Annotated in this window: 15 protein-coding genes; all 15 read right to left on the bottom strand. The window is 37.4% G+C overall.

Annotation, left to right across the window (positions count from 1 at the left end):
* Positions 1–14: 14 nt before the first annotated feature.
* Positions 15–1,271, bottom strand: a complete 1,257-nt coding sequence (rseP, locus tag AC1Q8M_RS20045; protein WP_141532449.1) for an RIP metalloprotease RseP — start codon at positions 1,269–1,271, stop codon at positions 15–17.
* Positions 1,272–1,288: 17 nt separating this feature from the next.
* Positions 1,289–2,431, bottom strand: coding sequence for a 1-deoxy-D-xylulose-5-phosphate reductoisomerase (dxr, locus tag AC1Q8M_RS20040; protein WP_000790380.1), 1,143 nt, complete (start codon positions 2,429–2,431; stop codon positions 1,289–1,291).
* Positions 2,432–2,454: 23 nt separating this feature from the next.
* Positions 2,455–3,246, bottom strand: a complete 792-nt coding sequence (gene cdsA, locus AC1Q8M_RS20035) for a phosphatidate cytidylyltransferase (protein ID WP_000813592.1) — start codon at positions 3,244–3,246, stop codon at positions 2,455–2,457.
* 17 nt (positions 3,247–3,263) lie between these two features.
* Complete coding sequence (gene uppS, locus AC1Q8M_RS20030) at positions 3,264–4,040, bottom strand: undecaprenyl pyrophosphate synthase (protein ID WP_000971296.1); 777 nt, start codon at positions 4,038–4,040, stop codon at positions 3,264–3,266.
* 85 nt (positions 4,041–4,125) lie between these two features.
* A complete protein-coding gene (gene frr / locus AC1Q8M_RS20025; RefSeq protein WP_098511875.1) occupies positions 4,126–4,683 on the bottom strand; it encodes a ribosome recycling factor in 558 nt (185 codons plus the stop codon).
* 2 nt (positions 4,684–4,685) lie between these two features.
* Positions 4,686–5,408, bottom strand: coding sequence for a UMP kinase (gene pyrH / locus AC1Q8M_RS20020; RefSeq protein WP_000042669.1), 723 nt, complete (start codon positions 5,406–5,408; stop codon positions 4,686–4,688).
* 66 nt (positions 5,409–5,474) lie between these two features.
* Entirely contained in the window at positions 5,475–6,362 is an 888-nt protein-coding gene (tsf, locus tag AC1Q8M_RS20015) for a translation elongation factor Ts (RefSeq protein ID WP_001018577.1), read from the bottom strand.
* A gap of 103 nt (positions 6,363–6,465) precedes the next feature.
* Entirely contained in the window at positions 6,466–7,167 is a 702-nt protein-coding gene (gene rpsB, locus AC1Q8M_RS20010) for a 30S ribosomal protein S2 (protein ID WP_000111485.1), read from the bottom strand.
* Positions 7,168–7,516: 349 nt separating this feature from the next.
* Positions 7,517–8,296: a GTP-sensing pleiotropic transcriptional regulator CodY gene (gene codY / locus AC1Q8M_RS20005; RefSeq protein ID WP_000421290.1), complete on the bottom strand. Its 780-nt coding sequence runs from the start codon at positions 8,294–8,296 to the stop codon at positions 7,517–7,519.
* 77 nt (positions 8,297–8,373) lie between these two features.
* Positions 8,374–9,765, bottom strand: coding sequence for an ATP-dependent protease ATPase subunit HslU (gene hslU / locus AC1Q8M_RS20000; protein WP_000550085.1), 1,392 nt, complete (start codon positions 9,763–9,765; stop codon positions 8,374–8,376).
* A 22-nt stretch (positions 9,766–9,787) separates the two neighbouring features.
* Positions 9,788–10,330, bottom strand: a complete 543-nt coding sequence (hslV, locus tag AC1Q8M_RS19995; protein WP_000526274.1) for an ATP-dependent protease proteolytic subunit HslV — start codon at positions 10,328–10,330, stop codon at positions 9,788–9,790.
* Positions 10,331–10,372: 42 nt separating this feature from the next.
* Positions 10,373–11,272 (bottom strand): tyrosine recombinase XerC, encoded by a 900-nt coding sequence (gene xerC, locus AC1Q8M_RS19990; RefSeq protein ID WP_001101245.1) that lies wholly within the window; start codon positions 11,270–11,272, stop codon positions 10,373–10,375.
* A gap of 65 nt (positions 11,273–11,337) precedes the next feature.
* On the bottom strand, positions 11,338–12,642 hold the full coding sequence (gene trmFO / locus AC1Q8M_RS19985) for an FADH(2)-oxidizing methylenetetrahydrofolate--tRNA-(uracil(54)-C(5))-methyltransferase TrmFO (RefSeq protein ID WP_000213006.1): 1,305 nt from the start codon (positions 12,640–12,642) through the stop codon (positions 11,338–11,340).
* 48 nt (positions 12,643–12,690) lie between these two features.
* Positions 12,691–14,769: a type I DNA topoisomerase gene (gene topA, locus AC1Q8M_RS19980; protein WP_001286955.1), complete on the bottom strand. Its 2,079-nt coding sequence runs from the start codon at positions 14,767–14,769 to the stop codon at positions 12,691–12,693.
* Positions 14,770–14,913: 144 nt separating this feature from the next.
* Positions 14,914–15,783 (bottom strand): DNA-processing protein DprA, encoded by an 870-nt coding sequence (gene dprA / locus AC1Q8M_RS19975; RefSeq protein ID WP_098855701.1) that lies wholly within the window; start codon positions 15,781–15,783, stop codon positions 14,914–14,916.
* Positions 15,784–15,814 lie beyond the last annotated feature (31 nt).

Genomic DNA, 15,814 nt, shown 5'->3' with positions numbered 1-15,814 from the left:
AGTTTCATTCTATTTTACAAGAAAAACTTACGAATGTCATTCCATGTTACAACTAACATTAATAACATTAATAATGCAAAACCAATAAAATGAACCATTCCTTCTTTTTGACGGTCAATTGGTTTCCCTCGTAACGCTTCAATTAAGAAGAAGAATAAACGGCCACCATCTAAAGCAGGAACTGGTAATAAATTAAATAAACCAAGATTAATGCTTAGAACTGCCGCTAAACTTAGTACACGCGTAAATCCATAATCTACAACTTGATCTGTTAGATTATAAATTCCTACTGGACCTGACAACTCATTAATAGAAAATTGACCAGTTACTAATTTCACAAGAGATTCAAAAATTAGTTTCGTCCATTGGTACGTTTGTTCAAATCCTGATTTAATAGAACCCATTACTGTTTTCTCTACAGGAGAATAAACACCAATTCTACCAACTTCGTCTTTTCCTTCTTTATCAAGTGTTGGCGTTACTTTCACATTAAACTGTTCATTATCACGCTTTACTTGTAACGTAATTTCTTTATTCGGGTTTTCACGTACAATAGTAACAACATCTTTCCATGTACTTGTGTTTTTCCCATCAATCGCTTTAATTGTATCATTCTCTTTCAGGCCAGCTTGCTGTGCTGCACTATTATCCATCACTTTTCCGACCATTGGTTTGTCAATAGGAACCCCTTGTACAAATCCAAGAATCACAAAAATAACAAATGCTAAAATGAAGTTCATTGCAGGACCCGCAAAGATTGTTAAAGCGCGTTGACCCAATTTTTTAGAGCCAAATTGCCTGTTATATGGAGCAATTTGAATTTCTTCTCCAGCAGTAATGATGCGAGCCTTTTCATTCACTCGGAATGTTTGAAGCTCTTCCTCATACTCTTCATAGCCTGAAATCGTTAGATTATGCTCTAAATCAGCTTGTTCGACTTCAATAACACGAACATTTGGATATTTTTCATATCCATCAAAAACTAATTTCACAGCTTCGTCTTTTTCATTTAGCACAAGGCCAACCTTTTTCCCTGGCTTTAACTCAACTGTGTCTGCATCCTCGCCAGCCATTCTTACATAGCCACCCAGAGGCAGTAATCGAATCGTATACACCGTTTCATTCTTTTCAAATGAGAATATTTTCGGACCAAAACCAATCGCAAACTCGCGGCATAAAATGCCTGCTCTTTTCGCGAAGTATAGATGCCCTAGCTCATGGAAAAATACGAGTGCACCGAAAATTAATATAAAGGCAATCGCTGTATTCAATTCCATAACCACCTTTGCTAAATTTGTTCCATCACAAACCGTCTTGTGGCTGCATCAATTTCCAGAATTTCCTCTAAGCTCGGACGTGCAATGACATTGTGATGGTTCATTGCTTTTTCAATGAGGTCTTCCACTGTTAAGAAACCAATTCTCTTTTGTAAAAAAGCTTCAACAGCTACTTCATTCGCTGCGTTCATTACAGCTGGCATACTTCCACCAGCTTTTCCAGCTTCATACGCAAAACGTAAACAACGGAATCGTTCTTGGTCCATTTTCTCAAAATGCAACGTCCCTATTTCCCATAAGTTTAACTGTTTTGTTTCTGAAAGAGGCAATCTATCAGGATATGTAAGTGCGTATTGAATTGGTACTCGCATATCAGGTGAACCAAGCTGCGCCATTACACTACGATCTTCAAATTCAACCATAGAATGGATAATACTTTCTTTATGTAAAACAACATCGATTTGCTCATAAGGGATACCAAAAAGCCAATGTGCTTCAATTACTTCTAGTCCCTTATTCATCATTGTAGCAGAATCAATTGTAATTTTCGAACCCATTGACCAGTTTGGATGTCGAAGCGCATCTTCTACGGTCACATGATGCAATTCATCTCTCGTTTTATCACGGAAACTTCCACCAGAAGCCGTTATAATAAGACGAGAAATTCTTTTTTCATTTTCACCATTCAAGCATTGAAAAATAGCCGAATGTTCACTATCTACTGGAAGTAACGAAACATTATGTTTTCGCGCTGCTTCCATTACAAGATGTCCTGCAGTTACTAACGTTTCTTTATTTGCAATTCCAATTGTTTTTTTCGCCTCAATCGCACGAAGTGTCGGTAACAACCCTACGCTACCTACAACAGCATTTACTACAATCTCCGCATCTGGATGTAATGCTACTTCTAAAAGTCCTTCACTACCATATACAATTTTTGTATTACCAGAAACAGTTTGTAATTTTAAAACATCTTCCTCTCTTTGCACAGAGACGATTTGCGGAGAAAATTCTTGAATTACCTTTACTGCGTAGTCAATATTTTTCCCTACAGAAAAAGCAACGAGACGGAATTGGTCTGGGTGCGAGCGTAATACATCTAAAGTTTGTGTACCAATTGATCCGCTTGCACCTAATAAACTAATGTTTTTCATGACTCCAACCCCTCGTTCATTTATTAATTGTATTGTAATAAGAAGTAGAGAATTGGTAAAACAAATAACCAACTATCTGTTCGATCTAATATACCACCATGCCCAGGTAAAATTGTACCTGAATCCTTTACGCCATAATGACGTTTAAAAGCAGATTGTACTAAATCACCAATTTGTCCAAAAATAGAAATGATAATTGTCAGCACAATTAAAATTACTACATTCGATTCGACTGGGAAGAACACGTTGTAAACAAGTGCCACAATAATTCCACAAACGATGCCGCCTAATGAACCTTCAATCGTTTTATTTGGACTAATTTCTGGCCACAATTTTCTCTTGCCTAATGCTTTTCCTACGAAATATGCGCCTGAATCAGTAGCCCATATAACAAATAATGCACAAAACACATATTTAATTCCTAATATTCTCGTTTCATTTAAATATAAGAATCCCATTGCCACATATGTCGTTGCCATTAGTAAAAATGAAGCATTATCAAAAGTAAATGTATTCTTAGAAAGGACTGTATATGATAAAAGTAATAAAACAATCACAAATGTGATTTCCAATTTACCTAATCCAATCCATGTAAACAGTTCTGATGCACTACTTGGAATTAAAAGAATCCACAATAATACTGCAGCTAAAACTGTCGGTACTGAAATAAGCGTAAGCTTATTCATACGAATTAATTCATATAAACCTATAGAAGCAAGTGCATACACTAAAACCGTAAAAGGCACGCCACCGTATATTACGATGGGAATGAATAGCGCGGCAGCAACCACTCCAGTAATAATTCTCTGTTTCACTACCAAACCCTCTCTTTCTACACGCCTCCGAATCTGCGCCCTCTATGTTGAAAGTCAGTAATCGCATTTAGCAAATGTTCTTCTTTGAAGTCTGGCCAATACACATCTGTAAACCAAAACTCCGAATATGCAATTTGCCATAACATGAAATTACTAATACGTAGCTCTCCGCTTGTTCGGATTAACAACTCTGGATCAGGTAAAGAACTCGTCATTAAGTAGGAGGAAAGCATTTCTTCACTTACCTCTTCAGAACGAATTTTTCCTTCCTCATTATCTTTCATCATATGTTGCACAGCAGAAACGATTTCATCTCGACTTCCATAGTTTAACGCGAAATTAAGAATTAATCCCGTATTCTCTTTCGTATCTTCCATGGCTTTCTCCATCGCTCTGCGTGTATGCGTAGGAAGACGATCTTTTTGCCCTATTACTCGGACTTGTACGTTTTCTTCAATCAATTCTGGTAAAAATGTACCTAGAAATTCTTCTGGAAGCTTCATTAAATAATCAACTTCCTTTTTCGGTCTTTTCCAGTTCTCAGTTGAAAAAGCATAAAGAGTTAACACTTTCACATTAAGTTTACTTGCAAATTTTGTAATTTTCTTTACAACTTGCATACCTTCATGATGTCCCGCAATACGAGGCATTGCTCTCCTCTTTGCCCATCTTCCATTCCCATCCATAATGATGGCAATATGTTCTGGGATATATCCTTTTTTCACTTCTTCAACGAGATGATCAAACGATGTGTCCTTTTTACCTTTAAAAAAAGGAAAGTTTTTAAACATCATTCATACCCTCCAACAAGCAGACGTATGCCTAAAAGTGTAAAAAGACCCCCTTAAGAAGAGGGTCATATTTGCGAAGTTATCGCTATTACACTTCCATGATTTCTTTTTCTTTGTTTTTTGCGATTTCGTCAACTTTTGCAATATATTTATCTGTTTCTTTTTGGATATCTTCAGTATATCCTCTTAAATCATCTTCTGTAATCTCGCCAGATTTTTCAAGCTTCTTAAGATCATCATTTCCGTCACGACGTACGTTACGAACAGCTACTTTTGCTTCTTCAGCATATTTTTTCACAACTTTAACAAGATCACGACGACGCTCTTCTGTTAATGCAGGGAATGCAATACGAATTACAGTTCCATCATTAGAAGGGTTTAAGCCTAAATCTGCTTTTAAAATTGCTTTTTCGATATCACCGATAGAAGTTTTATCATAAGGTTGAATTACAAGTAAACGTGCTTCTGGAACTGTAATGTTCGCTAATTGCACAACTGGTGTTGGTGCACCATAGTAATCAACTTGTACCTTATCTAATACAGACGAGCTTGCACGACCAGCGCGAACTGTTGCTAATTCACGAGAATAAGCAGCAACTGCTTTTTCCATTTTTTCATTTGAAGACTTCAATACTTGTTGTCCCATATTTATTTCCCCCTTACAACTGTTCCAATATTTTCGCCTAAAACGGCACGTTTAATATTACCTTTTTCCATAACTGAGAATACAATTAATGGAATATCATTATCCATACATAGAGAAGAAGCTGTAGAATCCATTACACCTAAACCTTCTTTTAATACATCTAAGTAAGTAAGCGTTTCGTATTTCGTAGCTGTTGGGTCAATAGATGGATCTGCGCTATATACGCCATCCACATTATTTTTTGCCATTAAAATAACGTCTGCTTCGATTTCCGCTGCACGTAATGCTGCTGTTGTATCTGTAGAGAAGTATGGATTACCTGTACCTGCTGCAAAGATAACAACACGTTTTTTCTCTAAGTGACGAACTGCTTTACGGCGAATGTAAGGCTCTGCCACTTGACGCATCTCAATTGAAGTTTGTACACGAGTTTGGATTCCAATATTCTCCAAGCTATCTTGAAGAGCTAATGAATTCATAACTGTAGCTAACATGCCCATGTAATCTGCTCCTGCACGATCCATGCCCATTTCACTTCCAATTTTCCCACGCCAAATGTTACCGCCACCAACAACAACAGCAACCTCTACATCAAGTTCTGCAATTTCTTTTACTTGTTCTGCAACTGACTTAATAACAGTTGGATTAATTCCAAATCCTTGCTCTCCAGCTAAAGCTTCTCCACTTAGCTTTAAAACGACACGATTATATTTCGGTTTACTCATAATGAACCTCCAATTGCTTACATCTTTATTTTAAAAAAGGGAACACAATGTGTTCCCTAATCTGTATTAGTTACTACCTTTTACTTGGTTCATTACTTCTTCAGCAAAGTTGTCTTCGCGTTTTTCGATACCTTCACCAACAGCGTAGCGAACGAATCCTTTTAATGTTCCGCCTTTAGACTCAACGAACTGACGAACTTTCATATCAGGGTTTTTAACGAATGCTTGGTCAAGTAAGCAAATCTCTTCGAAGAATTTGCCTAGACGGCCTTCAACCATTTTTGCAACGATTTTTTCAGGCTTGCCTTCGTTTAATGCTTGTTGTGTTAATACTTGACGCTCATGCTCAACTTCTTCAGCTGTTACAGCATCGCGGTCGATGTATTTAGGGTTAACTGCAGCGATGTGCATTGCAACATCTTTAGCAGCAGCTTCATCAGTAGAACCTTCAAGAACTGTTAATACACCAATGCGTCCACCCATGTGTAGGTAAGCGCCGAATGCATCTGCATCAGTTTTTGATACGATTTCGAAACGACGAAGTGTAAGTTTTTCACCAATTTTAGCGATTGCTTCGTTGATGTGCTCTTCAACGTTTTTACCGTTTTCCATTGTTTGAGCCATAGCTTCTTCAACGTTAGCTGGTTTGTTAGTTAATAAGTGAGCAGCTAATTCTTTAATTAGTGCTTGGAAACCTTCGTTTTTCGCAACGAAATCAGTTTCAGAGTTTAATTCTAAGATTAAAGCGTCGTTACCGTTTGTTTCGATGAAAGTTAAACCTTCAGCAGCAATGCGGTCTGCTTTTTTAGCAGCTTTCGCAATACCTTTTTCGCGTAAGAAGTCAATTGCCTTCTCCATGTCGCCGTTAGTTTCTGTTAAAGCTTTTTTGCAGTCCATCATACCTGCGCCAGTTTTTTCACGTAATTCTTTTACCATTTGAGCAGTGATTGCCATATTTTTCATCCTCCTAAAATATGTATTTATACCTTTTATAAAGGTGTTTATACCTTAAAAAAGGTGATAAAAGGCCGAACCCCTTATCACCTTTCCAACTTTGTTACGCAGTAACAGTTTCTTCACCTTGTTTTGCTTCAAGGATCGCGTCTGCCATTTTAGATGTAAGAAGTTTTACAGCACGAATTGCATCATCGTTTGCTGGGATAACGTGATCGATTTCGTCTGGATCACAGTTTGTATCAACGATACCGATGATTGGAATGTGTAATTTGCGTGCTTCAGCAACTGCAATACGCTCTTTACGAGGGTCTACTACGAATAATGCACTTGGAAGACCTTTCATATCTTTAATACCGCCTAAGAATTTCTCAAGACGCTCTAACTCTTTTTTAAGTTGAACAACTTCTTTCTTAGGAAGTACTTCGAAAGTACCATCTTCTTGCATTCTTTCGATATCTTTAAGACGCTTGATACGCTTTTGGATTGTTTGGAAGTTTGTTAAAGTTCCGCCTAACCAACGTTGGTTAACGAAGTACATACCAGCACGAGTTGCTTCTTCTTTAATAGCTTCTTGTGCTTGTTTTTTAGTACCTACGAATAAGATGTCTCCACCTTCAGCAGCGATGTCGCGCATCGTTCTGTAAGCTTCCTCAACTTTTTTCACAGTTTTTTGTAAGTCGATGATGTAGATACCGTTACGCTCTGTGAAAATGTAACGCTTCATTTTTGGGTTCCAACGACGAGTTTGATGTCCGAAATGAACACCAGCTTCAAGCAATTGCTTCATAGAAATTACTGACATAATATAGTTCCTCCTAAATGGTTTTTGATATCCTCCGTTTACTTCATCTCTAAGCGAAACTACAAACGTAGCACCAACACTTAAATCAGTAAACGTGTGTACTTTGTACTGACACCACTGCTTACTATATCATACTGAAATATTACAATCAAGTCGAAAATGCGAACAATGTAAAACTTTCTTTGTTCATACTCGAATTCTAGTATTACCAACCTTCATTTCTTTTAAGCAAAAAAGTAAAACACAATTAATAGTTTTCCCAGAAAACACGCTTATGGCACTTTTCACAAGCGCCATCAATCCATTGCACAAAAAAAACTCTCCTCGATCGAGGAGAGTTTTTTATAAATTAGTTTGTTTTTAATTTAGCAAGTTCCTGTAGAAACTTGTCGTTTAGCACTTTAATGTATGTTCCTTTCATACCTAAAGAGCGAGACTCAATTACACCAGCACTTTCTAATTTACGTAGTGCATTTACGATTACAGAACGAGTAATTCCTACACGATCAGCAATTTTACTTGCAACAAGTAAACCTTCTGTTCCATTTAATTCTTCGAAGATATGCTCAATTGCTTCTAACTCACTGTAAGATAATGAGCTGATCGCCATTTGAACAACAGCTTTACTACGTGCTTCCTCTTCGATTTCTTCTGCTTTTTCACGTAAGATTTCCATGCCTACAACAGTTGAGCTGTACTCAGCAAGGATTAAATCGTCATCTAAGAACTCTTGACCAAGACGAGCTAATACTAATGTACCTAGACGCTCACCACCACCAACGATTGGTACGATTGTAGTTAAACCTTGACCAAATAATTCTCTGTTTTCTACCGGGAATGCTGTGTAAGCACTGTTCACATCTAAGTTTGAAGATGTTTCTGTAATGTTGAATAAGCTTTGTGTATATTCTTCTGGGAATTGACGTTCTGCAAGCATTTGCTTCATGCGTTCGTTTTCGATTTGTTGGTGAATTGCATAACCTAGTAATTTACCACGACGACTAACTACGAATACGTTTGCTTCGATTACTTCACACATTGTGTCAGACATTTCTCTAAAGTTTACAGGCTTCCCTGCTGCGCTCTGTAATAACGCATTTAATTTTCTTGTTTTTGCTAATAATTCCATTTCAAAAGTTCCTCCTACATGTTACTCACATATTTTTTCATCACTTGGAAACTAGGGCGAGTCACCTGATGACACTATTACAAAATAAACTGGCTCACATCTTTATTTTTAGCAATTGTTGCTAATTTCTCCTCAACGTATTGAGGGGTTATCGTTATTTTCTCTAACGTAATTTCAGATGCTTCAAACGATAAATCTTCAAGGAGCTTCTCCATAATCGTATGAAGTCTTCTTGCTCCAATATTATCTGTATCCTGATTAACTTGATAAGCAATCTCAGCAATCTTACGAATAGCTTCGTCTGAAAATTCAATTTCTATACCTTCGGTCGCTAATAATGCCATATATTGTTTAATTAACGCATTGTCAGGCTCGATTAATATTTTAACAAAATCGTCTGTCGATAATTTTGTTAATTCTACTCGAATCGGAAATCTCCCTTGCAATTCCGGAATTAAATCCGACGGTTTAGACATATGGAACGCTCCAGCTGCAACGAATAAAATATAATCCGTTTTTACTGATCCGTATTTTGTCGCAACATTCGACCCTTCTACAATAGGCAAAATGTCACGTTGCACACCTTCACGTGATACATCTACGCTATTCGACTGCTTACCAGCAATTTTGTCAATTTCATCAATAAAAATAATCCCGAGCTGTTCAGCACGATAAACAGCCTCTTGTGTAACTTCATCCATATCAATTAAGCGCTGTGCCTCTTCATTTGTCAAGAGTTTTCTTGCTTCTTTTACAGAAAGTTTACGTTTTTTTGTTTTTTTCGGCATAAAACTCCCTAACGCATCTTGGAAATTCATTCCCATTTGCTCCATGCCAGTTCCTTGTAACATATCAAACATTGACGACTGTTGCTCAGTCACTTCAATCGATACAATCTCTTCTTCAAGAAGCCCTGCAGCAAGCTTTCTCTCCACATCTTGACGTTTCTTTTCGATTTCACCATCTTCTTGTGTATCAGACGTTTGACTCGAATTTTGAGCGCCCCCAAAAAGCATCTCTAATGGATTTTTAAATCCAGATTGCTTCTCCGGACTCGGTACTAAAATTTCAACAAGACGTTGATTCGCTTGCTCTTCTGCTTTATCTTGAACTTTCACTACCATTTCTTCTTTTACGATACGAACCGATGTTTCCACAAGGTCACGTACCATCGACTCTACATCTCTACCCACATATCCAACTTCTGTGAATTTTGTAGCCTCAACCTTAATAAAAGGTGCTCCAACGAGTTTCGCCATTCGTCGTGCTACCTCTGTTTTCCCAACACCTGTCGGTCCAATCATCAAAATGTTTTTAGGTGCTATTTCATCACGTAAATTTTCAGCTAATTTACTGCGACGGTATCGATTTCTCAACGCTACAGCAACCGCTTTCTTTGCGTCTTTTTGACCGATGATATATTGATCTAATTTTTCCACAATTTGGCGCGGAGTAAAATGTAAATGCATATAAAATGCCTCCCTTACGATTCTACAATTCTTCAACAATTATGTTGTGATTCGTATAAACACAAATATCACCAGCAATCTCTAAACTCGCTTTCGCAATTTGTTTCGCTGTTAAGTGTTCACTTGCATATTGCTTTAAAGCACGACCTGCAGAAAGCGCATAATTTCCACCAGATCCAATTGCTAAAATACCATCATCCGGTTCAATCACTTCTCCTGTACCTGAAACAAGAAGCATAGTTGTTTTATCCATGACAATGAGCATCGCTTCTAGTTGACGTAACATTTTATCGCCACGCCATTGTTTTGCCATTTCAACAGCAGCACGCTGCAAGTTGCCATTATACTCTTCTAATTTTCCTTCAAACATTTCAAAAAGAGTAAATGCATCAGCAACTGAACCTGCAAAACCAGCTAAAACTTTACCTTGGAAAAGTCTGCGAACTTTACGAGCTGTATGTTTCATTACAACAGCATTTCCCATTGTCACCTGACCATCTCCAGCCATTGCACATTCTCCATTATGATGAACTGCAAATATCGTTGTAGCGTGGAAATTCCCCATAGAAAAAACTCCTTTATTTGTTTTTATAGCTTTTAAAGCAATTTATGCCCGCGGGTGATGCTTCATGTAAACAGAACGCAATCTTTCTTTAGAGACATGCGTATAAATTTGTGTAGTCGACAAATTCTCATGACCTAATAGCTCCTGTACAGTACGTAAATCCGCCCCTTCATCTAACATGTGTGTAGCAAATGTATGCCTTAACATATGGGGACTTATCCGCATTGTCAGTGACGCCTTTTTAATGAGTTCATTTAAAACATAACGTACTCCACGACTTGTTAGCGGTGTACCTTTCGCATTTAAAAATACCATACGAGAGTCTTCGTCAGTCTTATTAACTAACTGTTTTCTCCCATTCTCTATATAAGTAATTAAAGAATCTTGCGCATAGCTTCCGAACGGAATATACCTTTGTTTTTTTCCTTTTCCCATTACTAAAATTGTTCCCACCGCAAAGTCAATATCGGTAAGTTGTAAATTGACACATTCACTCACACGGATTCCAGTCGCATACATCAACTCTAATAAAGCTTGATTCCTTTGACCTAATGGTGTTCCCGTGTCAGAAACTTCAAATAATTCCTCTAACTCTTCAGCATATAAAAACTTTGGGATTGACAATTCTTTTTTGGGGAGTGACGCAAGTGCAAACGGATTATCTTTTCGATAACCTTCACGCATCAAAAAACGATATAAACTTCGTAAGCTTGATACTTTTCTTGCGACAGATTTACGGGCTAACTTTTCATCGTGCAACGTCGTTAAGTACAAACGAACATCCGCGTATGTAACGTCTAAAAAAGAGGATATGCCTTCTCGCTCCATAAATTGCACAAAATGTTCTAAATCATTTTGATAACTTGCAATTGTATATTTTGAATAATTTCTTTCAATTTGTAAATATCCAACGAATAATTGTAACAATTTCTTCACATTCACACAACTCACCTCAATAAAGGCTACTAAATCGTATCACAACTTAGTAGCCTTTGCAAGAAATTTAACTAAATATTTACAAAATTTTGAATTGTTTCTAAAGCGCGTGTTGCGTATGCTTCATTTCGTTCCGCTTTCTTTTTGATCTTTTTCTCTAACGGTGCAAATAGACCGAAGTTCGCATTCATCGGTTGGAAGTTTTTAGCATTCGTTGCCGTAATGTAATTTGCCATGCTACCCATTGCAGTTACTGACGGTAATACAACTGGCTCTTCACCTTGCACAAGACGTGCAGCATTAATTCCCGCTAATAATCCTGATGCTGCTGATTCAACATATCCCTCTACTCCAGTCATTTGACCAGCGAAGAATAAATCATCACGTTGTTTATATTGATATGTTGGACGAAGCAAATTAGGTGAATTAATAAACGTATTACGATGCATTACACCATAACGTACAATCTCTGCATTTTCCAGTCCCGGAATTAACTGTAGCACTTCTTTTTGTGGTCCCCATTTTAAATGCGTTTGGAAACCTACGATATTGTATAAAGTTCCCGCTGCATCATCTTGACGCAACTGAACAACAGCATATGGCGTTTTTCCTGTTTTTGGATCTTCCAATCCAACAGGTTTCATAGGTCCAAATACTAGCGTCTGTCTCCCTCTACTTGCCATAACTTCTACTGGCATACAACCTTCAAAGAAAATTTCTTTTTCAAACTCTTTTAAAGGCACTGTCTCAGCAGCAATTAAAGCCTCATAAAAACGGTCAAACTCTTCTTCTGTCATTGGGCAATTTAAATATGCAGCTTCACCTTTGTCATAACGCGATTTTAAATATACTTTATTCATGTCAATGCTGTCTTTTTCTACGATTGGTGCTGCCGCATCGTAGAAATAGAAATAATCTTCACCTGTTAGTTCTTTTAATTGTGCAGCAAGATCAGGAGATGTAAGTGGACCTGTTGCAATAATTGTTGGTCCTTCTGGAATTTCAGTAAGCTCTTCGTTCACTACAGTTACATTCGGATGGTTTTTTACGTATTCTGTTACTTTAGCTGCGAACTCATGACGGTCTACAGCTAAAGCACCTCCAGCTGGTACAGAGCACTCGTCTGCCGCACGAATAATTACAGAATCCATTAAACGCATTTCCTCTTTAATAACTCCAACTGCATTTGTTAAAGTGTTTGCACGAAGTGAGTTACTACATACTAATTCAGCAAATTTATCTGTGTGATGAGCTGGTGTTTGCCTTACCGGCCTCATTTCATATAATCTAACTTGGACACCACGTTTTGCAATTTGGTAAGCTGCTTCACTTCCTGCAAGACCTGCGCCAATGACGTTTACTACTTGTGTTGTCATTTATATCACCTTTCCTTTTCTTCCCGAAAAAAATGTGAGCAGTTACGCTCACATTTGTTGTTCTTCTTCATAATCGCACGAAATACATTGTACTTGCACGCCTTTTTTTAACTTTTTCTCTACAAGCATGCCTTCACACTTCGGACATTTACGACCAATTGGCTTATCCCAAGATACAAAGTCACACTCTGGATACGTACCGCATCCATAGAAAAGACGTTTCTTTTTGTTACTGCGACGCTCAATAATTTGTCCTTCTTCACATTTCGGACAAGTTACACCGATTTCTTTCACAATCGCTTTTGTATTACGACAATCAGGGAAATTCGAACAAGCCATAAACTTCCCGTATTTACCCATTTTAAAGACCATTGGATGTCCGCATAATTCACAGTCTTCCCCAGCTGGCTCATCTTTAATTTCCACTTCACGCATTTCTTTTTCCGCTTTTTCTAAGCGCGGTTCAAATCCTACGTAGAAATCATCAACAATTTTCACCCAATTGGCATTTCCTTCTTCTACTTCATCAAGGCTTTGCTCCATATTGGCAGTAAATTCAATGTTAATAATTTCTGGGAAAAACTCTAAAATAAGTTCAATTACTATTTCACCAAGTTCAGTCGGAACGAAGCGTTTATTATCCAAACCTACATATCCACGTTTTTGAATCGTTTCAAGTGTAGGTACATAAGTCGACGGTCTTCCAATTCCAAGTTCTTCAAGTGTTCTTACTAGACGGGCCTCTGTATAGCGCGGAGGAGGTTGTGTAAAATGTTGCTTCGGTTCTAAATCCTTTGAAAATACAGTTTCCCCTACTTCTAAAGGCGGCAACATCTTATCCTTTTCTTCCGCACCATCATCTTTCGACTCTACATACACTTTCATAAATCCTGGGAACTTTACAACCGATCCACTTGCACGGAACTGAACATTGTTATTAATGAGTCTCGCTGTCACAGTATCCATTATAGCAGACGCCATTTGACTTGCAACAAATCGCTCCCAAATCAATTTATATAATCGAAGTTGATCACGACTTAAGAAACTTTTCAGTTCCTCTGGCTTTCTCATTACCGAAGTAGGACGAATTGCCTCATGTGCATCTTGTGCATTTGACTTTTTCGATTCTTTCTTCTTTTCTGTTCCTATGTATTCCGTACCATACGCTTCAGTGATGTAAGTACGTGCCTCTGTTTGAGCTGTTTCTGAGATACGTGTTGAATCAGTTCTCATATACGTAATAAGACCTACAGTTCCTTGTTTTCCAAGATCTATCCCTTCATACAATTGCTGTGCAAGCATCATCGTTTTCTTTGCTCGCATATTTAACTTACGTGCTGCTTCTTGTTGCAAGGAAGATGTTGTAAACGGTAATGCAGGATTACGTTTTCGCTCTTTGCGCGTTACATTTTCAACTGAAAACGCATTGTCTTTCATCTGTTCAATTATTTCATTCACTTGCGTTTCATTCGTTAATTGAACTTTTTCACCATCTACACCGTAAAAACTTGCTTCAAATGTGTCTTTTCCTTTTACAAATTCTGTTTTAATTGTCCAGAATTCTTCAGGTTCAAAGCTTTGAATTTCCTTTTCACGTTCGATGATTAAACGAACTGCTACAGATTGTACACGCCCTGCACTTAATCCTTTTTTTACTTTCTTCCATAATAAAGGACTAATATTGTAACCAACAAGACGATCAAGTATGCGTCTTGCTTGTTGTGCATCTACTAAATCCATATTAATTGCGCGAGGATGTTTAAATGATTCTTTGATTGCATCTTTCGTAATCTCATTAAACACAACCCGACAATCTGATTCAACGTCCACATTTAACGTATTCGCTAAATGCCAAGCAATCGCTTCCCCTTCGCGGTCTGGATCGGCCGCGAGATAAACTTTCTTTGCTTTTTTCGCCGCTGATTTTAAATCCTTTAAGACGGGACCTTTACCACGAATGGTAATATACTTCGGGGTGAAGTTGTTCTTTACTTCTATCCCCATTTGACTTTTTGGCAAATCGCGAACATGTCCCATAGACGCGACAACTTTGTATTTTTTCCCTAAATATTTCTCAATGGTCTTCGCCTTAGAAGGCGACTCCACGATTACGAGGTAATCTGACATGCTAGTGCCTCCTTAAGAGGTGGATTCAAGTCTTCATTAATCTTATTGATTTCTCTTGTTTTTGTCAATCAAGAATGAATATACCATACAGTGCCAATCTACCATTTGTCAATAATTGTTTAATAAAAATTTAAAAATATAAGGTTAATTTAAAATCTCCTCCAAGATATCTTCTGCATTTCTTACTAATTTTGCTCCTTTTTGAATAAGATGATTCGTTCCCGATGCCCCCTCTATAAATATAGGTCCAGGAAGCGCAAACACCTCTCTATTTTGCTCTAACGCAAGGTCTGCAGTAATAAGTGTTCCACTTCTCGATTTGGCTTCTACAACTAAAACACCTTTACTTATACCACTAACAATCCGGTTCCTTTTTGGAAAATACCATTTTTTCGGTGCATAGTGCGGAGGATACTCTGTCAATAACAATATATATTCCTTCCACATTTCATATAAATGTCTATTTTCTTTCGGATACATAAACGACAATCCGTGCCCTAATATCGCAATAGTCGGGCAATGATGCCTTACTGTAATCTCATGAGACATTGTATCTATCCCTTTTGCAAACCCACTGACAATAAGCCACTCTCTTTCTAATAAAGGGTGTAAAATAAACTTCAAACTCTCATGACCATATAATGATGGTTCTCTCGTTCCAACAACTGCTAATTTATTTACTTTATTGAGAAAATCTTTCTCTCCTTTTCCATATAAAACGAAGGGAGGATCTTGTATTTCACGTAATAATTGCGGATAATTTTCATCCCATATCGTTATATAAAAAATACGATTTTTCTCTAAATAAGATATATATTGCGGAAGATTTGAACTTTGAAGAAATTTCACTAGTTCTGAAGATTTTTTCGAGGATATTCCAGTGTAGTATTCCATTTGTTTTTCGTTAAAAGTATATATGTTCTTTAATTCTGGATCGACATATAGTAGCCTCTCCATCGCTTTCCAATAATCTGCTAGCAAGTAATGAAGATGTAATAATCGCTCTCTTTTCATCTCAATTCTCCTTACCCATAATTTTTATTAT

It is taken from the genome of Bacillus sp. GW823-FHT06A10, assembly GCF_058795375.1.
This window is presented reverse-complemented; position numbering and strand designations above follow the sequence as displayed.

Coding starts and splice junctions, on each gene's coding strand:
- dprA (WP_098855701.1), bottom strand. CDS start 15,783: ATGAAAAGAGAGCGATTATTACATCTTCATTACTTGCTAGCAGATTAT.
- rpsB (WP_000111485.1), bottom strand. CDS start 7,167: ATGTCAGTAATTTCTATGAAGCAATTGCTTGAAGCTGGTGTTCATTTC.
- hslV (WP_000526274.1), bottom strand. CDS start 10,330: ATGGGGAATTTCCACGCTACAACGATATTTGCAGTTCATCATAATGGA.
- hslU (WP_000550085.1), bottom strand. CDS start 9,765: ATGCATTTACATTTTACTCCGCGCCAAATTGTGGAAAAATTAGATCAA.
- frr (WP_098511875.1), bottom strand. CDS start 4,683: ATGGGACAACAAGTATTGAAGTCTTCAAATGAAAAAATGGAAAAAGCA.
- pyrH (WP_000042669.1), bottom strand. CDS start 5,408: ATGAGTAAACCGAAATATAATCGTGTCGTTTTAAAGCTAAGTGGAGAA.
- tsf (WP_001018577.1), bottom strand. CDS start 6,362: ATGGCAATCACTGCTCAAATGGTAAAAGAATTACGTGAAAAAACTGGC.
- dxr (WP_000790380.1), bottom strand. CDS start 2,431: ATGAAAAACATTAGTTTATTAGGTGCAAGCGGATCAATTGGTACACAA.
- topA (WP_001286955.1), bottom strand. CDS start 14,769: ATGTCAGATTACCTCGTAATCGTGGAGTCGCCTTCTAAGGCGAAGACC.
- uppS (WP_000971296.1), bottom strand. CDS start 4,040: ATGATGTTTAAAAACTTTCCTTTTTTTAAAGGTAAAAAGGACACATCG.
- trmFO (WP_000213006.1), bottom strand. CDS start 12,642: ATGACAACACAAGTAGTAAACGTCATTGGCGCAGGTCTTGCAGGAAGT.
- codY (WP_000421290.1), bottom strand. CDS start 8,296: ATGGAATTATTAGCAAAAACAAGAAAATTAAATGCGTTATTACAGAGC.